This window comes from Paludisphaera rhizosphaerae (assembly GCF_011065895.1).
Taxonomy (GTDB): Bacteria; Planctomycetota; Planctomycetia; order Isosphaerales; family Isosphaeraceae; genus Paludisphaera; species Paludisphaera rhizosphaerae.
The window spans coordinates 126,901-145,252 of the sequence record NZ_JAALCR010000017.1 but is presented as its reverse complement, the minus strand read 5'-3'; the positions used below and the strand labels follow the sequence as shown (position 1 = coordinate 145,252).

19 protein-coding genes are annotated in these 18,352 nt (G+C 66.9%); 8 read left to right on the top strand and 11 right to left on the bottom strand.

Annotated elements, in window-relative coordinates; genetic code table 11:
- Window positions 1-10: 10 nt before the first annotated feature.
- Window positions 11-1,888, top strand: a complete 1,878-nt coding sequence (locus G5C50_RS21470) for a mechanosensitive ion channel family protein (RefSeq protein ID WP_165072784.1) — start codon at window positions 11-13, stop codon at window positions 1,886-1,888.
- Between the two features lie 4 nt (window positions 1,889-1,892).
- Here the strand turns inward: G5C50_RS21470 and G5C50_RS21465 are convergent, their stop codons facing one another.
- The 6 genes from G5C50_RS21465 to G5C50_RS21440 form a co-directional block, all read right to left on the bottom strand.
- On the bottom strand, window positions 1,893-2,462 hold the full coding sequence (locus G5C50_RS21465; protein WP_165072782.1) for a DUF1572 family protein: 570 nt from the start codon (window positions 2,460-2,462) through the stop codon (window positions 1,893-1,895).
- A gap of 1 nt (window position 2,463) precedes the next feature.
- Window positions 2,464-3,471 (bottom strand): nitrilase family protein, encoded by a 1,008-nt coding sequence (locus tag G5C50_RS21460; RefSeq protein WP_165072780.1) that lies wholly within the window; start codon window positions 3,469-3,471, stop codon window positions 2,464-2,466.
- Window positions 3,468-4,751 carry a hybrid sensor histidine kinase/response regulator gene (locus tag G5C50_RS21455; protein WP_165072778.1) on the bottom strand — a complete coding sequence of 428 codons (1,284 nt, stop codon included), beginning with the start codon at window positions 4,749-4,751 and terminating at the stop codon, window positions 3,468-3,470. The genes G5C50_RS21460 and G5C50_RS21455 overlap by 4 nt, the downstream gene beginning before the upstream one ends.
- Before the next feature lie 63 nt (window positions 4,752-4,814).
- Window positions 4,815-5,753 (bottom strand): response regulator, encoded by a 939-nt coding sequence (locus G5C50_RS21450; RefSeq protein WP_240907306.1) that lies wholly within the window; start codon window positions 5,751-5,753, stop codon window positions 4,815-4,817.
- A gap of 447 nt (window positions 5,754-6,200) precedes the next feature.
- Entirely contained in the window at window positions 6,201-6,572 is a 372-nt protein-coding gene (locus G5C50_RS21445) for a hypothetical protein (RefSeq protein WP_165072777.1), read from the bottom strand.
- Window positions 6,573-6,781: 209 nt separating this feature from the next.
- Complete coding sequence (locus G5C50_RS21440) at window positions 6,782-7,165, bottom strand: YgaP family membrane protein (RefSeq protein WP_165072775.1); 384 nt, start codon at window positions 7,163-7,165, stop codon at window positions 6,782-6,784.
- A 197-nt stretch (window positions 7,166-7,362) separates the two neighbouring features.
- Here G5C50_RS21440 and G5C50_RS21435 point away from each other — a divergent pair, with 197 nt between their 5' ends.
- The 4 genes from G5C50_RS21435 (at window position 7,363) to G5C50_RS21420 (ending at window position 10,746) form a co-directional block, all read left to right on the top strand.
- Window positions 7,363-7,836 carry a pyridoxamine 5'-phosphate oxidase family protein gene (locus G5C50_RS21435; protein ID WP_165072773.1) on the top strand — a complete coding sequence of 158 codons (474 nt, stop codon included), beginning with the start codon at window positions 7,363-7,365 and terminating at the stop codon, window positions 7,834-7,836.
- A gap of 108 nt (window positions 7,837-7,944) precedes the next feature.
- The gene (locus tag G5C50_RS21430; protein ID WP_165072771.1) at window positions 7,945-8,835 is read left to right on the top strand and encodes a serine hydrolase; all 891 of its coding nucleotides are present in this window, start codon (window positions 7,945-7,947) and stop codon (window positions 8,833-8,835) included.
- Window positions 8,836-8,881: 46 nt separating this feature from the next.
- Complete coding sequence (locus tag G5C50_RS21425; protein ID WP_165072770.1) at window positions 8,882-9,616, top strand: 3-keto-disaccharide hydrolase; 735 nt, start codon at window positions 8,882-8,884, stop codon at window positions 9,614-9,616.
- Between the two features lie 29 nt (window positions 9,617-9,645).
- A complete protein-coding gene (locus G5C50_RS21420) occupies window positions 9,646-10,746 on the top strand; it encodes a family 10 glycosylhydrolase (protein ID WP_165072768.1) in 1,101 nt (366 codons plus the stop codon).
- Window positions 10,747-10,773: 27 nt separating this feature from the next.
- On the opposite strand, the gene G5C50_RS21415 is transcribed toward G5C50_RS21420, so the two are convergent.
- Both G5C50_RS21415 and G5C50_RS21410 read right to left on the bottom strand, forming a co-directional pair.
- On the bottom strand, window positions 10,774-11,592 hold the full coding sequence (locus tag G5C50_RS21415) for a DUF3037 domain-containing protein (protein WP_165072766.1): 819 nt from the start codon (window positions 11,590-11,592) through the stop codon (window positions 10,774-10,776).
- A complete protein-coding gene (locus tag G5C50_RS21410; protein ID WP_165072764.1) occupies window positions 11,589-12,437 on the bottom strand; it encodes a HipA family kinase in 849 nt (282 codons plus the stop codon). The genes G5C50_RS21415 and G5C50_RS21410 overlap by 4 nt, the downstream gene beginning before the upstream one ends.
- A gap of 135 nt (window positions 12,438-12,572) precedes the next feature.
- Here G5C50_RS21410 and G5C50_RS21405 point away from each other — a divergent pair, with 135 nt between their 5' ends.
- The 3 genes from G5C50_RS21405 to G5C50_RS21395 all read left to right on the top strand — a co-directional run bounded on the left by G5C50_RS21405 (window position 12,573) and on the right by G5C50_RS21395 (window position 15,903).
- Window positions 12,573-13,181: an RNA polymerase sigma factor gene (locus G5C50_RS21405; protein ID WP_165072762.1), complete on the top strand. Its 609-nt coding sequence runs from the start codon at window positions 12,573-12,575 to the stop codon at window positions 13,179-13,181.
- The gene (locus tag G5C50_RS21400) at window positions 13,156-14,622 is read left to right on the top strand and encodes a serine/threonine-protein kinase (protein ID WP_165072760.1); all 1,467 of its coding nucleotides are present in this window, start codon (window positions 13,156-13,158) and stop codon (window positions 14,620-14,622) included. The genes G5C50_RS21405 and G5C50_RS21400 overlap by 26 nt, the downstream gene beginning before the upstream one ends.
- A 186-nt stretch (window positions 14,623-14,808) precedes the next feature.
- A complete protein-coding gene (locus tag G5C50_RS21395) occupies window positions 14,809-15,903 on the top strand; it encodes a hypothetical protein (protein ID WP_165072758.1) in 1,095 nt (364 codons plus the stop codon).
- 36 nt (window positions 15,904-15,939) lie between these two features.
- Here G5C50_RS21395 and G5C50_RS21390 read toward each other — a convergent pair whose 3' ends face one another.
- From G5C50_RS21390 to G5C50_RS21380, 3 genes are read right to left on the bottom strand one after another with little or no spacing between them, the layout of a single operon-like run.
- Window positions 15,940-16,326, bottom strand: a complete 387-nt coding sequence (locus tag G5C50_RS21390; protein ID WP_165072756.1) for a hypothetical protein — start codon at window positions 16,324-16,326, stop codon at window positions 15,940-15,942.
- Window positions 16,327-16,349: 23 nt separating this feature from the next.
- Window positions 16,350-17,762, bottom strand: a complete 1,413-nt coding sequence (locus tag G5C50_RS21385) for a sulfatase-like hydrolase/transferase (protein WP_165072754.1) — start codon at window positions 17,760-17,762, stop codon at window positions 16,350-16,352.
- Window positions 17,763-17,811: 49 nt separating this feature from the next.
- Window positions 17,812-18,318 (bottom strand): hypothetical protein, encoded by a 507-nt coding sequence (locus tag G5C50_RS21380; protein WP_165072752.1) that lies wholly within the window; start codon window positions 18,316-18,318, stop codon window positions 17,812-17,814.
- Between the last annotated feature and the right edge of the window lie 34 nt (window positions 18,319-18,352).

The window sequence follows — 18,352 nt, the reverse complement described above, 5'->3', positions numbered from 1 at the left end:
TCTTCTCGTCATGCTAGCTCTGCGATCCTTGCTGATGGGCGTGCTCTGGGCCTCGGCGTGGCCGCTCTACCTGGCGGCCGCCGCCCAGGCGGTGCGCATGGGACCCTGGCCCAAGTCGACGGCCGTGCTGGTCTCGACGATCCTCAACGCGGGGGCGATCGGCCTGTTCGCGCGCGGTATGGGCTCGTGGTTCTTCAAGCCCTGCGGCTGGTGCGAGCGCTATCTCGAAACGCCGCCGAGCGTCACCCGCCAGTTCCGCGGCGCCGGCCGGCTGCTCATCCTGGCGGCGATGGCCCTGCTGATCCCCGTCCACCTGTTCGCCAACGGCGAGATCGCCCACCAGGGGAACGCGGTGACGGCCCCGGCGATCTCTCGCTTCCTGTTCCTGACGTTCGAGGTGATCGTGGTGGCCGCGCTGGCCTACCACCTGCGGCCCCAATCGGCCCTGATGCTCTGGATCAACCCCGACGTCCCAACCGAGACTGCGGCCGAGGGTCAGGCCGCCCCGGCCGCGACGCCGGTCGTCGCCTCGCCGAACAGCGTCGGCGAGGCCAGCCGGATCTGGATCCAGCGGCGCGCTCGAATGATCGCCCGGCTGCTCGTCGGATTCGGCGTCCTGATCATCGGCCTCGACGTGATGGGGTACAGCTTCGCGGCGACCCGGCTGGCGATGGGGGGCGTTGAGAGTCTGGCGGTCTTCTCCTTGTCGTGGGCCATCCACAGGGGTCTCGGTCGATTGATCGCCTGGCGGCTGCGGACCGAGACGCGGACCAACCGCCTCTGGGCCTCGGCCGCCGCGCTCTGGGTGGCCCGACACCGGAGCGCCGCCGGACCGAAGGTCGAGGAGCGGCCCGACTGGTCCCGCCATGCCTCGCAGCTTTCAACGGTTACGATCATCCTGCTGGCCGTGGTGATGCTGGGATGGATCTGGGGGATCGACCCGGCGCTGCTGGATTTCCTCTCCAAGCAGCCGCTCCCCTGGAAGGACGCCGACGGCGGAACGGTGGTGCTCGGCGACCTGGCCCTCTCGTTGGCCTCGGCGAGCGCCGGGGTCGCCCTTTGGCGGTTCCTGCCGGCGATCTTCGCCGTCACCCTCTTCCGCAAGATGGCCGACGACCCGGGCGTTCGGTTCGCCGTCGTCACCCTCTGCCGCTACGCCGCGCTGGCGATCACCGTCACGCTGGCCCTGGAGGCAATCCACTTCCGGCTCTCGCAGATCAGCTTTTTGCTGGCGGCGCTCGGCGTCGGGTTGGGCTTCGGCCTTCAGGAGGTGGTCTCGAATTTCATCTGCGGCATCATCCTGCTGCTGGAGCGGCCGATCCGCATCGGCGACGTGGTCTCCGTCGGCGGCACGACAGGCAAGGTGGACCGGATCAGCACCCGATCGACGACCATCATCAACGGCGACAACCAGTGCATGATCGTCCCTAACCGGGAGCTCATCACCGGCAAGCTGGTCAACTGGACGCATAAAGACAAGATCATGCGCGTGGCCGTCCGCGTCGTCGTGTCGCACGATTCGGACGTCGACGAGGTGACGAACCTGCTGCTGACGATCGCCCGCAGCGACTTCGACGTCCTCTCGAAGCCGGCCCCCTCGGCGCAGCTCGACGAGTTGGGCGAGTCCGGGATGATCTTCAACATGTCGGTCTTCGTCGCCGATCCGGGCCTGATGGGCGGGACGAAGCACCGGCTCTGCAAGGCGATCCGCGAGCGGTTCGCCCTGGCGAAGATCTCGCTGGCCAGCCCGATCCGCGAGGTCGCCCTGACTGGCGTCCCCGAGGAGTTGTCACGCCTCATCGGCACCCGCCAGGTCCGCGGCGACGCCCCCGAATCCGCCCCCGCCGGCCCCCACCGCGTCGAGTCGCGGTCGTCGGTGGAGAATTGAGCCGTCACGCCGGCGGCTTGTAGTGGCCCTGGCCCCAGACGCGTTGGTTGAAGTTCGATGAGCCCCCGCGGGGGATCGTGATCGTCGACCACTCGTCTCCGGCCAGGATGCGCGCGATCAGGATGATCTGGCCCACGTGATAGCCGCAGTGAGCCAGCGAGCGCTGGATCGCCAGCGGGACGCTGTGGGGCTCACCGCGGATGGCCACGCTCTGGGCGACGTCGACCGGCGTCAGGCCGGCCAGCGAGTCGAAGAGCACCCGCCAGCCGGACTCCCAGTAGGCGAGCAACTCCTCCCGCGAGGCGAACGTGTCGACGAACTCGTCGTCGCGGTCGCGCCAGGGTTTCTCGCCGTCGGCCGTGAGGAAGTCGGTCCAGCGGGAGAGCAAGTTCCCGGCGACGTGCTTCATGATGACGGCGATGCTGTTGGTGTTCGGGTCGAGAGCCTGATGCAACTTCTCGTCGGAGAGTTGGGCGATCGCCTTATCGGCCCACCCCTTGTTGGCTCGGAATGCGCTCAGGGCACCCTCGACCAGGGCCTTCGCGACATCGTTCGATTCAGCCGCGTTCCTCATCTCATCTCCCATGCGAGGTCGGCCTACTTTCGGCCCCACTCCGCGACACCGGCGTACGCGAGAACCGCGCGGAGCGCGGGTCGAGTTCGTGGCCGAGCGGTTCGGTCAACGGGCCGTAGAGTTCGGGTCGTCGGCCTCGGATCCAGCGCCGGCCTGTGGCGAGGGGGAGGAGGTCCAGGTCCAGGTCGGCGACGACGAGGCGGTCCTGGGCCTTCCAGGTCTCGGCGAGGATCCGGCCGTAGGGGTCCAGGATCATGGCGTTTCCGGTGCGGACCTCGCCGGCGTCCTCTCCCACGCCGTTGCTGAAGATCAGGAACATCCCGTTGTCATGAGCCCGCGCGGGGAGCCAGCGGAGGAGCCATTCCCGCCCCTTGGGCCCGCGGAACTCGGCCTCGATCGCCGCCGGGTCGGACTCGCGACGATCCCACAGGGCGGGGTCGATCAGGCCCATGGCGTGCGGGCTCCGCGAGTCGCAGCCCCCCGTCTGATGGGGGGCGATGAGGACGTCGGCACCCATCAGCGCCGTGGCGCGGACGTTCTCGATGATGTTGTTGTCGTAGCAGATCAGGACGCCCAGCCGGACGCCCCAGGGGGTGTCGAAAACCGTGTAGCGGTCGCCAGCCGCGATGTGCTCGCTCTCGAAGGCGTGGATCTTGCGATGACGGTGGACGGCCCCGTCCGGGAGGCAGACGACGTAGGTATTGAAGAGCCGGCCGTCCTCGCCCCGTTCGATCAGCCCCGCGCCGACGGCCATCTCGGCCGATGCGGCAAGTTCACACAGGCGACGGGTGGAGGGCCCGTCGGGGACGGGCTCAGCCAGAGCTTCCAGCCCCTCACGGTCGAGCTTGGTCGCGTGCCAGTAGCCGGTGAGGCACATCTCCGGGCAGGCCAGGACTTTCACGCCAAGCCCGCGGGCCTCCTCGACGAACCGCTCAACGACGGCGAGGTTGTATGACTTGTCCCCGGGTTTGTGATGGAACTGCACCGCGCCGCAGGTCAGCCTGGTCATATCGATGGGGACTCGATCGGATTGGGGAGTGAAGCATGTCGAGGCAGCGTGAAGGAGAACACGGAACCTCCCCGGCCGTCGTCAGGACGCTCGGCGACGACGCGGCCGCCGTGGAGTTCGACGAAGGTCTTGACCAGGCAGAGGCCCAGGCCGATTCCGCGCTTGCCGAACTGGTAGTCGCCCGAGGAGTGGTGGAGGGTGTCGAAGCCGGTGAAGAAGGGTTCGAAGAGGAACTTCTGGTCGTCGGGCGAGACGCCGGCGCCCTGATCGCGGACGGCCACGCGGACGCGCGAAGGGTCTTCGGGATCGTCGCCGGCCTGGACGGAGATGCTCAGGCCGTCGGGGGTGAACTTCACGGCGTTGGCCAGCAGGTTGACCAGCACGTCGTGGATCTTGTCCGGGTCGCAGGGGACCGGGGCCAGGCCAGGCTGGACGTCGATCTCCACGGTCTGTCGACGCTTCTCCAGATAGGGGGCCATGATCTCGACGGCTCCCCGAATCAGAGGGTCCAGGTCGACGTCTGCGAGGTTCAGGGACTGGGTGAAGTTCTTGTTGTCGATCAGCTTGAGCATCCGCTCGACCGTCTTGGCCAAGCGGCCGGCGGCGGCGTGGATGCGGTCGACCCATTCGACCTCGGCGGGGGTCGCGGTCGGCGCCTGGGACATCTTCCAGAGATCGGCGAGCCCCTTCACGACCGTCACCGGCGTGTTCAACTCGTGGCTGGCGACTTCCAGAAACGCGCCCTTGAGGCGATCGGCCTCGCGGAGACGGGCGTTGGCGGCCTGAAGCTCGGCCAGCAGGCGGTTCTTCTCGGCGATCAGGTCGTGGCGTTCGACGGCCTGGCGGATCAGGGCCTGAAGTTCGTCCGGGTCCCAGGGTTTGGCGATATACCGGAAGACGTGGCCCTGGTTGATGGCGTCGACGACCGTGCGGAGGTCGGCGAAGGCGGTGAACAGCAGCCGGGTCGTCTCGGGACGGATCGCCGCGGCCTCGCGGAGAAGCTCGACGCCCGACATGCCGGGCATCCGCTGGTCGCTCAGGATGGCGGCGACTTCATGGTCCCCGCGCAGGTATTCCAGAGCCTCCGCCCCCGAGCCCCGAGGAACCACCTGATAGTCGCGCCGGAGCAGGTCGTGGACCGAGTGCAGGACCTCGGCCTCGTCGTCGACCACCAGGATGACGGGGCGTCGACGAGCGGCGCGAGGAGCGTCGGCCGAACGCCCAGGGGCGACGGTCGCGGCGGCCGGTCCGAGACATGGTTCGGTCGTGGTGAACGGCAACGCGGCTCTCCGAATCTCAGGCGATGAGACGCGGTCGACCCGATCGCGCGGGAGGCCCTGTCGTCACTCGTCGCCAGAAGGGGGAGGATCGGGTTGAGCGTAACGCTTCAGGAGCGTCACCTCGTTCCCTGCGCGATTATATCGCATCTCGTCGACCATTCCCTGACAAATCAGCATCCCGAAGCCCCCGGCGCGGAGGCCCAGCTTATCACGGACGTCCAGATGCGTGAACGGGTCGTCCGGGGCGGCGGCGTGCGGCAGCGCGTCACGGTCGAAGCCCGAGCCCTGGTCTCGGATCACGATCTCCAGGCCGTCGCTATGGACCCGGTAGGTGATTTCCACCAGGCGGTCGGACCGATGCTGATTCCCCCATTCGATCGCATTTTGGGCCATCTCCATGACGGCCTGGCGAATCTGCATCACCTGGTCGTTGGAGAGGGGGGTGGCCCGGCAGACGTTCATCAGGAAGTCGTTCAGATCCTTCAGAAGGGTGACCTCGCTGTCGAGCTCGACGTGGATCTCTCCCTGCAAGGCCTGACGCTGCATGCTCTCGCGCCAGGCGCGGGCGGCGGCGATGGCGTCGAACAGTTCGTCGACGCCGTAAGGCTTGGTCAGATAGGCGTTGGCGCCGACGCGGAAGCCGTGCATCCGGTGCTGGCGGTCGTCCAGGGCCGTGAGCATGACGACGGGGGTCAGCATCGTGGCCCGGTCGCTCCGGAGCCGCCGACAGACGTCGAAGCCGTTGACGTCCGGTAGCATCAGGTCGAGCAGGACGACGTCGGGTTGATGCCGGCGGGCCATGAGCAGCCCCGTCTCGCCGTCCTCGGCGATGAAGGCGTCATAACCGCGAAGCGCGAGGATTCGCTCAACCAGGCGGGCCTGCTCCGGGTGGTCTTCCACGATCAAAGCCGTCGCCATCTTCGAGGCTCCCGCGGGCTGGGCCGGGGCGCGTCCCTGACGCTCGATCGTCCCGGACGCCGAAAAGTCGCCGGTCGGGGTCATGAAGGGGGCTCCTCGACGACGCAGCCGCCGGCGCGGCGCGGGGACGGCTCCAGACCGCGAGGAACCCAGCGGATGACACCGGGGCTGGGCGTTGCGGCCCGCGACCGATCCGCCGGCCTCTGCGGGACTTTCGCGGAAATGCGAGTCGTTCCCATCGAATGGTATGCCGTCACAGCCGGGGATTCCAGTATTTCCCGCAACGCCCGGAGACGTCGAACCCGCAAGATCGCACCTTCAGCAGGCGCCTCGAAGGGAGAGGAGGCGCGTCGGAGAGACTTGACGACGGGCTTCGGCGGACGTCGAAGGATCTGGTCGGCCAGCATCGTCGCTTGGTCTCCCCAGGTCGTTGAAACGCGTCGCGGCGTCAGCGAATCCGGCTCGGCGACGCAAGACGTGAAGTCCCGCGCCGACATGGGCCGACGCGGGAGGGGTTCGCCCTGATCGAAATCAGTTGGCGGCGGCCTTCTTCTTGGGCGTGCGGTCGATCTTCTTCACCTTGGTTCCTTCGTACTCGATCTTGGCGAAGATCCCCTTGGTGTCGGCGTTCTTTTCCTTGGCCTTGGTGAGCTGCTTCTCAAGCTTCTCCAGGTCGACCTTCGAGCCGGACTCGTCCTTAGCCGTGATGAGCAAGGCGTCGTCGCCGACCTCGAGGTCGATCTCCTTGTCGGCCTTCTTCTGATAAACGGTGATCTTCTTGGCGGCGGGGTCGACCTTGGTGATGACGCCGTAGATTTCCTCGGCCAGGACCGAGCCCATCACGAACGCCAGGGCCATGGCCAGGGCGGCACCGGCACGGATCAAACCGCGGTAGCTCGACATGCGACGTTCCATCCTTATGTTCGTCAGACAACCCGAGGGCCCGCCGATCCGCGTCGTCCCACGCGGGACGCCTGCCGGGCCGGATCTCGCCCCGGGAATTTCCACATCCTAGGCGTGCCGAAAGCTCGGCACAAGCCGCGTTCGGCCATGCTCGGCGACGAAAAGGTCGACGCGCGGCGGCAGGGAGCCGTCACGCGTCGGGAGGCGGGTCAGGCGTGGGCGTGGCCGTGGTCGGAGGCGCGGGGGAGTTCGGCCCTGTCCGACGTGTCGATGCCGAGTGAATGGTACGCCTCGCAGTGGCCGGTCACGCCGCGGTAGATCAATCCGCCGCCCAGCACGGCCAGCCCCAAACCGGCCAGGCCGCCGCGGACGGCGCCGAAGAGGGCGAGAACCCCGCCGCTCATCACCGAGACGACGCGCTCCACGTCGCCGACGTTGACGTTCTGGTGCTCCAGGCCGCCGATCGCCTGTCGCAGGGCGTCGACCCCTTGGTGCATCGCGCACGACTCCGCGATCGGAGCCTCTTCCTGCTCCTGCTCTTGGCGGCGGATCTGGTCCTTATCGTTGTCACGGCTCATGGTGTGCTGCGCCATGGGTTTGAGCTTCTCCTGGAATCGCTGTGCGCCCCGGGGCCACAAGCCCTGGGGCGTCGCGAGTTTTTCAGGATTCCAGAGAAGCAAATTCCCGGCCGTTCGCGGACGATCCGGGATTTGGAACACCGGTTGCGTTGTTAGTCCGAACGTCTGCTTCACCCTCGTCACGAAGGATGAAAAGCGATCAGGAGGACGTGATGCCCGATATGATGAATCCCGATGACGCCATTCGCAAGGTCGCGATGATGATCCGGGGGATCAAGGTCGCGATGCTGACCACCGTCTCCCCCGACGGAGCCCTGCACAGCCGGCCGATGGCGACCCAGGAAGTCGACTTCGACGGAGTCGTCTGGTTCTTCTCCCGCTTCTCGTCGGGGAAGGTCGACGAGATCCAGGCCGACGCCGAGGTGAATCTGGCGTACGCCTCGCCGGAGGATCACCGCTACATCTCGCTTTCCGGCCGGGCTTCGATCGTCCGCGACCCGGAGAAAATGCAGGAACTGTGGAGCCCCGCGAGCCGGATGTGGTTCGCCCAGGGCTTGGACGATCCCGACCTCGTCCTGATCCGCGTCGACGTCCGCACGGCCCAGTACTGGGACATGCTCGTCGGCGGCATGGTGGTCCTTCCCGATTTCGAAGCGTCTCGCGTCGAGATGGCCGCCGAGGCGTAAGAAGGTTCGACTCACCGTGGATCGGGCCGCGACGGGCCGCTATACTCACGGCCCTTGCATCAACTATCCGGATTGCGATCGCATCAGCATCCGTCGAGGGCCCGATTCATGGCGAAACCCTGGCTCGCCGTCTACGTCTATTTGCTCGCCGCGTGCGCCTTTGAGTCCCAGAAGGCGACGTTCGACGACAAGGTCCACACCGTCATCGCCCCGTATGGTTCCGGGGCCGTCGTCGAGATCGCCCTCCACGACCTGGAAACGGGCCGAGCGCACCTGATCCGAGCCGATGAACCGATCCACCCCGCCAGCACCATGAAGGTGCCCGTTATGCTGGAAGCCTACCGGCAGGCCGAGGCGGGACTCATCAAGCTCGACGACCAACTCGAGATCAAGAATCAGTTCGCCAGCCTCGTTGACGGCAGCCCCTACACGCTCGACGCCGCCGACGACTCCGAGACGACGCTCTACAAGCGGATCGGCGGCAAGGCGGCGGTGCGGGAACTCGTCTTACTGATGATCACCGAGAGCAGCAACCTGGCCACCAACATTCTCATCGAGAAGCTCGGGGCGGTGAACGTCACCAACTTCATGAAGAAGCTCGACGCCGGCGATCTGAAGGTGCTGCGGGGAGTCGAGGACGACAAGGCGTTCGCCGCCGGCATGAACAACGTCGGCACGGCGCGGGGGCTGATGACCATCCTGACCCGCCTCGCCGAGGGGACCGCCGTCTCCAAGACGGCCGACGCCGCCATGATGGACGTCCTCCGGGCCCAGAAGTTCAACGACGGCATCCCCGCGGGCCTGCCGAAGGGGACGGTCGTCGCTCACAAGACGGGCTCGATCACCAACGTCTACCACGACGCCGCCGTCGTCGAGCCGCCCGGCCGCAAGCCGTTCGTGCTGGTGGTCATGACCCGAGGGATCGAGGCCGACCACGCCGCGCGCAAGGTCGTCGCCGAGATCGCCCGCGCCGCCTACGAGGAAGTCGTCGGCCGATAATCTCCTTTCGCCCCCACCGTTTCCCAACACCCCAGGACGCCCAGCGATGAAGCGAGCCGCCCGTCTCTTCCTGTTCCTCTCGATGCCCACACTGGCCCTCGCCCAGGAGCCGGCCGCAAAGGTCGATCGCACGCCCGGCGAATTGATCGTCGGCCTCGGCCCAGGCTGGCGGCCGTTGAAGGAAGCCGACTTCGCGCACGTCAACGACGAGCCCGACACCTGGAAATTCCTGGACGACAAGGCCGAGATCCACTGCAAGGGGACGCCCGTGGGGGTGATCCGGACCAAGACGCCGGTGAAGAACTTCGAGCTGGTCGTCGAATGGCGGCACCTGAAGTCGGGCGGCAATTCGGGGGTGTTCGTCTGGGCCCCGGAAAAGGCTCTCGACGGACTGAAGCCGGGCCACCTGCCGCCGGGGGGGATCGAGGTTCAGATCCTCGATCACGGCTACGCCGAGCAGTATCAGAAGAGCACCGGCAAGAAGCCCGACTGGTTCACCACCAACGGCGACGTCTTCCCGGTGGGGACCTCCAAGATGAAGCCCTTCCCGCCCCTCTCACCCAACGGCTCGCGCAGTTTCCCAACCAAGAATCGATCGCGCGGGCTGAACGAGTGGAACCACTACTACGTCCGCGGGATCAACGGCGAGATCCGCCTGTGGGTCAACGGCGAGGAGGTTTCCGGCGGCGCCGAGTGCCTGCCCGCCGAGGGCTTCCTCTGCCTGGAGGCCGAGGGCTCGCCCCTGGAGTTCAAGAACCTCCGCATCCGTGAGTTGCCCTGAACCGCCTTCGAGCGCGAGGGACTAACGCCATGACGACTTCACGCGCGGCGTGGTTCGCGATCCTCCTTCTCGCATCCTCCTGCCTCCACGCCGAGGAAGCGGCGCCGAACAAGCCCCTGCGCGGCGCCTACATCTTCCTCGGCCCTCTGGTGGCGGGCCGGACCGAGAACGAGGGTCGGGCGGCGATCCAGAAGGCGTTGAACAGCGCCCGCAAGATCGGCGTCAATACGGTGATGCCGTTCGCGAACACGATGCGCGGCGACGTCTTCTGGCCCAGCAAGATCGCCACGGGGACGATCGTCGCCGGCTGGAACCCGCTGGCCGTCTTGAGGGACGAGGCCCGTCGCCGGGGGATGTCGTTCGAGCCGGTCGTCTGGGCGCTCGCCTCCGGCGAGGATGACCCGACTGGCATCCTCGTCACCCACGGCGATTGGGCCCTGCGCAGGCCGGACGGCGGGGCCCCCCTGGGCGTCCTCAGCCCGGCGAACCCCGAGGCAAGGGCCTGGCTCGGCTCGCTCATCGAGGAACTCGTCCGCGACCTCCAGCCCGACGCCCTCTGGTTCGAGCATCTCCGGTACCCGTTTCAAGCCATCGATCTCGACCCGGCCGGCCAGGCGGAACTTGCGAAGATCCTTGAAGCGGCCCCCGTCGCCGAGCGATCCGCGCGGGCCTTGCGCTTCCGTGAGGACTCGCTCACCGGCCTGACCCGCGAGCTGTCGACGAAAGCCCGCGCCGCGCGGCCGGGCATCCGGCTGGGGGTTTTCTCCTGGGGTCCCAACGTCGTCCTGAATCCCATGCTCGCCCAGACCTGGCCGACCTGGGTCGACGAGGGAATCATCGATCGAGTGATCATCGCGGGATACTGCTATCGCGAAGAGTACGGCGACCGCTACCTGACCGTCTTCCGAGACCGGCTCACCGAGGCCCTGAAGATCAATCGGAGCCTCAAAAAACCGGGGGAAATCTCCTTCGCCCTGGGCGTGAAGACCACCCGAGGCGCAGTTCGCAGCGCCCGCGACATCCTCGATTACCGCCGCGTCGCCGCCGAGGCGGGCGTCGAGGGTTATTCCTACTTCACCCTCAACGCCCTCGGCCGCTACATCGACCAGCTCGCCGCCGCGAAACCGTGAGATTGAGCGAGGCGGAAGATTCGACTATTAGGAAGCCGCGGGCAATTCCTTCGCCGTCCGACGGATCGTTTCGACCAGCGCGTCGACTCGCTCCAGTTCGTAAAGCTCGACGTGATGCGACTCGAGGATTCGCCGGACGATGGGTAGGTTCTCAGCCTTCCGCGTTCCGAAATCGCCGACGATGACTAGGCTGAGCTCGCCACGTCGCGGGTCCGGGGTCTCATAAATCGAGCGACCTTCCACGGCGTATCGGCTGGCGGACGTCGTTGCGCCCTTGGGATCGTCGGACTGGAATCGAGCCGGACGAATCAAATTGAAGCGACCGTTCTGGTACCCGTAGGGGATCTTCAGCTTGCACGAGAAGATCGGCACCTGAACGACGACGTCCCTCTCGATCTTGTCCTCCAAACCAGCGCCGCGAAACTTATCAGCGAGATAGGTTTTCATGTTGCGGACCCGCTCCCCCGCCGCCCTCCCGTCCACAAGCTCGCGATACAGGGCTGCCAGGTCCTCCTCGGGATCGGTCACCTTAATCGGCCGAGGCGGCGTGATCTGGATGGCGTTGGCGCGGCGCGCGATGAATCCTTCGAGATCGGCAAGGCTCCGGATGTCGCCTCTTTCGACCTCCAATCGATCCACGACGCCTCGTTTGAAGGAGTTCAACCGGTCCGCATCATAGGCGGTCGCCCCAAAGAATTGACGTACTCGGGAATTGTCGCGAGACATCCGAGCCTTCAGGAACTCGCGATCGGGACAAAACAGGAGTACGCCGACGTTCACCGCCTCAAGACGGCCTAGGTCGGGGCAGTACTGTATGAGGCTGTAGTACCCGCGCGACGGGCTCATGATCCCTCTCCAGACTCGGGAAGGTCCAACCCCTGCTGCAAGAGGTGCATGCCCATTATACCGGTCCGGTTGCTGCTCAAGTAGCGGGCCCTTTCCTCGATCAGTTTGACCAGCGCCTGCCGGGCCTTTTCTGAGACTCCCCATTCTGCGGGGATGGATCGCACAACCTCCTCGACGACCAACCGATCGAGTGACGCCAGGTCGTCGAGTGCTTCACGAAACGCTTCCAGTTGAATCAGCTTGCGAAACTCAGGGAAGCAACCGTAGCAGTCTTCGTCTTTCACGTGATCGATGTCTGCGACCCTGGGAGTGATGTCACGGCCACAGGTGAAAACGTGCGTGTGATCCATGGCCTTGAGCACCAAACGCCCTTCCGGGGCCTCGGCGCTCAGGAAGACGTTGTTGTAATTCGGCTTCCGTCGTTTGTTCGGCGCGTATCGGTCGCAGTTCAGGACCCACGTATCGAAGACGATCAACCGCGAGACGTCACGAGGGTTGACGACCTTACCGAGTTGAACCGCCTTGCCGCTCCACGGCTCGCCGGACTCGGCCCTTGTGATGAACGCCGGCCCCGGCTGCGCCGCCGCGCCGGATTTGAATGGGATTTCGTCGACGTCCGTCACCTCGATCAGCGTGAAGTCAAACGTCGGCAATCCGAACCAGCGGGCCAGATTGGTGCCCACCCATTCGCACGCCAGGCAGTGTTCTCCCCCGCGATTCCCCAGGGCCTTGATATAGCCGTTCCCCGCGTCCGTCGCGACCAGCGCCACCTCGGTCCCTGTATCCCAGGACTCGATGAAGTAGCGAATCTCCGTGGGCCTCCAGATTCCAGCGGGAGTCGGCATGGGTGGAGATGTTCCTACGAAACCGCCTGACGCCAAGCATGCACCTCATGATAGCCCTACGACTCGACACCGCCAGAGATTAATCCCTGAAAGACTTCGCGTCGGCCTGTGTATAGTCGGTCGGGAGGGCCGAGCATGGACGAGTCGCCGGAGACGCGGCGGTCGCTGATCGTCAGGCTGGGGGACGCGGAGGATTCGCGCGCCTGGCATGAGTTCGTGACGCTCTATGAGCCGCTCGTGCTGCGCCTGGCTCGGCGCAAGGGGTTGCAGGACGCCGACGCCCGCGACGTCTGCCAGGAGGTCTTCCGCGCCGTCGCCGGGGCCGTCCATCGCTGGGAGCCGGCGCGGGGGAGCTTCCGCGGCTGGCTCTCGGCGATCGCCCGGAACTTGCTGGTCAACTTCCTCAGCCGGGGGAAGCATCAACCCAGGGGGAGCGGGCGCACCAGCATCATCGCGCTCCTGGAAGCCTCGCCGACCGAGGATCCGTCCGCCACCGCCCTCTTCGAGCGCGAGCACCGCCGGAGGCTCTTCCAGTGGGCCTGCGAGGAGGTCCGCCGCGAATCCACGTCCTCGGCCTGGCGGGCCTTCGAGCAGACGGCGATCGAAGGTCGCAGCCCGGCGGACGTCGCAGCCGAGTTGGGGACCTCGGTCGGGGCGGTCTACATCGCCCGCAGCCGGACCCTCGCCAAGATCCGTCGCAAGATTCAGGACCAATCCCATGCCCACGACTCCGACGCCCTGTGACCCGGCCCGGCTCTGGGCCCTCGACTGGGACGACCTCCCGGCCGGCGAGCTGGCCGTCCTGGAGCGGCACCTCGACTCCTGCGCCCGATGCCGAGACGAGCTGGACCGCCTCGTCCGCACCGACGCCTGCCTGGCCGGCGTCCGTCACGAGGCCGAGCGCGACGAGGACGAGGAGGAAGCCGCCGTCGTCCCGGAGTCGCTCGACTTCCTCGCCCCTTCCGACTGGCCCGATTCCCTGGGCCGGCTGGGGACTTACGAGGTGCGGGGCGTGCTCGGCCGGGGAGGGATGGGCGTGGTGCTCAAGGCCCACGATCCGGCCCTGGGGCGGAACGTGGCGATCAAGGTCCTCTCCGCCCCGCTGGCGACGTGCGGGGCTTCGCGGCGGCGGTTCCTCCGCGAGGCCCGTGCGGCGGCGGCCGTGGTGCACGAGCACGTCGTCTCGGTCTTCTCGGTCGTCGAGTCGTTCGCTCCGCCGTTCCTGGTGATGGAGTACGTCCCCGGCCGCTCGCTCCAGGAGCGGATCGACCGCTTCGGTCCGCTGGGGCTGGCGGAGATCCTCCGCATCGGCCGCCAGACCGCCGCCGGTTTGGCCGCGGCCCACGCGCAGGGGATCGTCCACCGCGACGTGAAGCCGGCCAACATCCTGCTGGAAGACGGCGTGGAACGGGTCCGCCTGACCGACTTCGGCCTGGCCCGCGCCGTGGCCGACGCCGCCGTCACCCGCAGCGGCGTGATCGCCGGGACGCCTCACTACATGGCCCCGGAACAGGCCTCGGGCGGATCGATCGACCACCGGGCGGACCTCTTCAGCCTGGGGAGCACGCTCTACGCCGCCGCGGCCGGTCGCCCCCCGTTCCGCGCCGAGACCCCGCTGGGCGTCCTCCGTCGGGTCTGCGACGACCCCCACCGCCCGCTCCGCGAGGTCAACCCGGACGTCCCCGCGTGGTTCGAGACGATCGTCGACCGCCTGCTCGCCAAGGACCCGGCCGACCGCTTCGCTGACGCCGCCGAGGTCGCCGACGTCCTCGAACGCTGCCTGGCCCACGTCCAGCAGCCGCTGACCGCCCCCCTGCCCACCGGTCTGGCGAGCCCACGAACCAACCGAATCAAGAGACTTCGTCGCGAGTTGATCGCCCTGGCCGTCCTGGCGACGATCGCAGCCGGCCTGTTCTGGATGCGGTCACGACCGGTGCCGACGCCGGTGATGTCGATCCACCGAACGATCCCCGAGGAAGCGGCCGCCGATTCAACCTCGTCGCCGCCCCCCGTCTGGTCCGAGATCGCCGCCCTCCCCGACCGCCTCCGAGAGGCCGACGCCGAGGCCGACCGGATCGCGAACGACCGCGAGGCCTCGACCGAAGGAGACGCAATCTCGCAGATGATCGACGACCTGAAGCGCGAGGCGGAAGTGCTCGAACGCTCGATCGCCGCGCCGCGATGACCAACAATATTCTCTTATGTTGCTATCTTCAATCCGGGTTGCATGGCCAAGCTCGTCGTGGCCATGGACCGGTGAGGAGCAACGGCGAGACCGTCGTCGATCGCATGCCCACGACAAGCGTGGGCATGGCACCCAGTCGGATCGAAGTTCGTGGGAATTCCGATATTCTTCCCTGGAGCCGTCGCCATGACACGAAGCCTGGCCGCCGCGGCCTTCGCGCTGCTGGCGCTGAACGCCGTTCACATGCTGAACCTTCAGGCCGCACCGCGGCTCGCCGCCGAGTATGGGCTGATCTCTCGCCCGAAACCGGCCGCCGTGTATAGCCCATTCGACTCAAAGCTAGCATCACGGGCTCGGATTCTCCGAACCTCACTCCAGGAGCCGCCCAAGGACGCGCCGCTCCCCAACATCCCCCCGCCGCCGCTGGCCACGGAACCGCCCGCGCCACCGGTTGCGCCCAACATCGCACCGCCCTCTGATGCTCTGCCGACGCCCAAACCGGCCGCGGCCCCCGACGCCCCGCCTGTCCGCCCTCCCAGCGAACTCCCGCAGCCGGCGATGGATCCGGCCAGCTCTGAAGAGGTTGTGCCCTTCCCGACTGCGCCCCCGCAGCCGAGGATGCGACAACCCGCTCCCCCCAGGTCAAGGCAAAGCGCCTTCGAGATGGACGCTGAACTCCCCAGTCCCACCCGCCCGCGCTCGGCTGCGAAACTCGTGACGCCTTCGCCGTCCACGCCGGACGTCGCCAGCGGCCCGACGCAGCTCCTGACGCTTCCGGAAGGGCTCCGCTACGTCGGCCAGGGGGTCTTCGAGCACCGATCCGAGGCTGGTTCGATTCAGTTCAGACCGGTCGCCAATGACCCTGGAACAAACGGCCGAGTCGTGCAACTCCCGGACGGCGTGACGTACCAGGGCCCCTGGCCGCCGCCGGTTCCCGAGACGCTTCCCCAGATCAACCAACCCAGGGACAGCTTCTTCGATCCCCTCAAAGGCACCCCGGTCATCCAGGAACTGAGCCGGCAACTCGTCGAATTCCAAAAGTTTCCGAAGAAGACGCCGGAGCAGGCGTACGAGTCGGAGATGCTTCGCCAGGCAGTCTTAAAGCAACTTGGCCAGGAGTTTGACGCCCGCCAAAATCGCTACGACGAGGAGCTGAATCAGTTGGAAGCCAAGGTCCAGAAGCTCAAGGACCTCGCCCGTCGTCGCCAGGAAGCGCGGGACCAGATCATCGACCGGCGCCTCGACCAGCTCCTCCGCGACGCCGAAGGCCTGGGCTGGTGAATCGCCGAGGCCGGAGGGGAGGGCCGACGACGCGCCTCAGCCCGAGGCCGGCGCCGGCCCTCCTGCTTTTTTGTGCCAGTCGTGACCGCAGAGAAAGCACTGCTGGGCCCGCGGCGTATTCAGGATTCGACCGCATCGCCCGCATCGTTGAACGACCTCGTCGCCCACACGGGCGAGGACCGCACGAGCAAGCGACATCTCTCGGGCGTCGAGAGCCTGTTCGTCGAGGCTCGCGAACTCGGGATCATGGAGCTTCCGCCCCAGCATGACGGCCAACCTTGGTTCTCCGCCCTCTTTGTACGCGAGGATGGACCGGCCGAGCCTCGCGTCCCGAACGATGAGCCTCTCCTCGGGCGTCAGCAGCTCGGGGCAATGGTCGAACAGATAGAATCGCAGGGCGCGGGATTCGTCGTATGCCTGCATCACGGCCCTCTTCGTCTCTTGGCTTAGGGCGCCGGCCAATTCTGGGGGTCGTAGGCCCGGCGAAGGTTCGCGTCCTGGGCGGGCGTTCGCCAGAGAGGCTCGGCGAGGCCGGCGTTCCAGGTTCGCAGCCGCTCGCGAAGGTCCCGGACGACTTCGGGATGGGCGACGGCCAGGTTGCGGGTCTCGCCCGGGTCGGCGGCCGGGTTGAACAGTTCGAAAGGCCCCTCGGGCGTGCGCCGGATGAGCTTCCAGTCGCCTCGACGGACCGCAAGCTGGCCCATCCATCGCCAGAAGAGAATCTCATGCGGGTCGCCGGTTTGCGCGCCGGCCAGGTAGGGGAGCAGGTTCACGCCGTCGAGCGATCCGTCGTCGGGAAACGCAGCGCCGGCCGCGGCGAGGGCCGTCGGGAGGATGTCGAGCGAGCTAACGGGCCGGTCGTAGGTTCGTCCGCCCGGGATCGTCCCCGTCCAGCGGACCAGGAACGGAATGCGCACGCCTCCTTCGAACAACGCGCCCTTCTGACCACGGAACGGCGTGTTCAACGACGTGTTTATTCCTAACACGAATCGGGCGTCGGGAGCTGGCCGGGGAGGCCCGGTGGGGCCGCCGTTGTCGCTGAGGAAGAAGACCAGCGTCCGTTCGTCCAGCCCCTTCGTCCGCAACACGTTCAGCACGCGGCCGACGCCGTCGTCGAGCTGCGACATCATCGCCAGGAACATGCGACGATGGAGGTCGGGCACGTCGCGGAACCGCTGCTGACGCTCCAGGGGCGCTTCCATCGGCCAGTGCGGGGCGTTGTAAGCCAGGTAGAGGAAGAAGGGGGCGTCCGCATGTCGGTTGATCGCGTCGACGGCCGCGTCGGACAGAACGTCGGTCATCCAGCCCGATTCTCCGACGAGCCGATCCGGGCCGCTGCGGAGGCGGCTGTACGACGAAGGCGTTTCGTCCTTGATCGGTCGATAGCTGCGTGAGCCGGTGTAAAAGCCCAGATACTCGTCGAACCCCCGCGCCCAGGGCTGTGCGGAGGGGATCGCCCCGAGGTCCCACTTCCCGACGCCGATCGTCCGGTAGCCCGCCGCTTTCAATCGATCGGCGAGCGTCGACCGTCCTTCGGCGAGGCCGAAGGTCCGGAGCAACGACACCTCCGGGTTGGCCTCGTGCCCGAACCGCTGCTGGTAAGCGCCGGTCATGAGACCGGCTCGCGAAGGGCTGCACTGAGGCGCAGTAACGTATCCGGCCGTGAATCGAACGCCGTCCGCGGCCAGGGTATCGATGTGGGGAGTGACGACGGACTTCGAACCCTGACAGCCGAGATCGGCGTAGCCCAGGTCGTCCACCAGGATCACGACGACGTTCGGCGAAGCCGCCTGGGTCGTCGCCGCCAGGGCCGCGAGCAGGGTTGCTACGGCAATCCGCTTCCAGGTCGCCGCTTGCATCGTTTTCGCCTTGCCCCTGTCGAGGGACGTCCGGTTCGACCTTGAATCGTCAGGCCTGGGGCTCGTCGCCTTCGCGGTCCTGGATGTAGGTGCGAAGGAAGTGGAGGAAGGTCGGCAGGCCCTCGGCTTCCCAGGCTTGTTCGATCTGCTCCTTGAGCTGCTGGTTGTCGGCCTGGAGGCGTTTGAAGGCCTCGACGTCGGCCGCGCCAAGGTCCAGGCCGGCGATCTGGTCGTGGGTGTTCACCGAGAGCATCATGCCCTCGGAATTGTTCCACGGCTGGAATTGCAGCTTCATGTGGGGATACCGCTGGTTCCCCAGCCGCAGCGCGAAGATCGGCGTCTGCCCTCCCGGGGCCCTGCCGGCGCGTTCGAAGGGGGGCTTCGCGAACAACTCGTGGGGCGGCACCCCCTTGTCCCAGGTCGACCGCCGCCGGGCGGGCTCCGGCAAGCTGCCAGTGGGGTACGCGACCTTCAGATAGACATCCACCGCGCGGCGGAGAACGTCGACGTTCATGGCGTCGACGTCGGCCGGCCCGGAATCAGAGGGCGCCTCCATGTGCAGATCCTCCAGGCTCGTGGGTGCTCGTTCC

Excerpts from the sequence above, each read along its gene's own strand:
- G5C50_RS21470 (WP_165072784.1), top strand. The coding sequence starts at position 11 with ATGCTAGCTCTGCGATCCTTGCTGATGGGCGTGCTCTGGGCCTCGGCG.
- G5C50_RS21465 (WP_165072782.1), bottom strand. The coding sequence starts at position 2,462 with ATGAGGAACGCGGCTGAATCGAACGATGTCGCGAAGGCCCTGGTCGAG.
- G5C50_RS21460 (WP_165072780.1), bottom strand. The coding sequence starts at position 3,471 with ATGACCAGGCTGACCTGCGGCGCGGTGCAGTTCCATCACAAACCCGGG.
- G5C50_RS21450 (WP_240907306.1), bottom strand. The coding sequence starts at position 5,753 with ATGACCCCGACCGGCGACTTTTCGGCGTCCGGGACGATCGAGCGTCAG.
- G5C50_RS21445 (WP_165072777.1), bottom strand. The coding sequence starts at position 6,572 with ATGTCGAGCTACCGCGGTTTGATCCGTGCCGGTGCCGCCCTGGCCATG.
- G5C50_RS21440 (WP_165072775.1), bottom strand. The coding sequence starts at position 7,165 with ATGGCGCAGCACACCATGAGCCGTGACAACGATAAGGACCAGATCCGC.
- G5C50_RS21435 (WP_165072773.1), top strand. The coding sequence starts at position 7,363 with ATGCCCGATATGATGAATCCCGATGACGCCATTCGCAAGGTCGCGATG.
- G5C50_RS21430 (WP_165072771.1), top strand. The coding sequence starts at position 7,945 with ATGGCGAAACCCTGGCTCGCCGTCTACGTCTATTTGCTCGCCGCGTGC.
- G5C50_RS21425 (WP_165072770.1), top strand. The coding sequence starts at position 8,882 with ATGAAGCGAGCCGCCCGTCTCTTCCTGTTCCTCTCGATGCCCACACTG.
- G5C50_RS21420 (WP_165072768.1), top strand. The coding sequence starts at position 9,646 with ATGACGACTTCACGCGCGGCGTGGTTCGCGATCCTCCTTCTCGCATCC.
- G5C50_RS21415 (WP_165072766.1), bottom strand. The coding sequence starts at position 11,592 with ATGAGCCCGTCGCGCGGGTACTACAGCCTCATACAGTACTGCCCCGAC.
- G5C50_RS21410 (WP_165072764.1), bottom strand. The coding sequence starts at position 12,437 with ATGCCGACTCCCGCTGGAATCTGGAGGCCCACGGAGATTCGCTACTTC.
- G5C50_RS21405 (WP_165072762.1), top strand. The coding sequence starts at position 12,573 with ATGGACGAGTCGCCGGAGACGCGGCGGTCGCTGATCGTCAGGCTGGGG.
- G5C50_RS21400 (WP_165072760.1), top strand. The coding sequence starts at position 13,156 with ATGCCCACGACTCCGACGCCCTGTGACCCGGCCCGGCTCTGGGCCCTC.
- G5C50_RS21395 (WP_165072758.1), top strand. The coding sequence starts at position 14,809 with ATGACACGAAGCCTGGCCGCCGCGGCCTTCGCGCTGCTGGCGCTGAAC.
- G5C50_RS21390 (WP_165072756.1), bottom strand. The coding sequence starts at position 16,326 with ATGCAGGCATACGACGAATCCCGCGCCCTGCGATTCTATCTGTTCGAC.
- G5C50_RS21385 (WP_165072754.1), bottom strand. The coding sequence starts at position 17,762 with ATGCAAGCGGCGACCTGGAAGCGGATTGCCGTAGCAACCCTGCTCGCG.
- G5C50_RS21380 (WP_165072752.1), bottom strand. The coding sequence starts at position 18,318 with ATGGAGGCGCCCTCTGATTCCGGGCCGGCCGACGTCGACGCCATGAAC.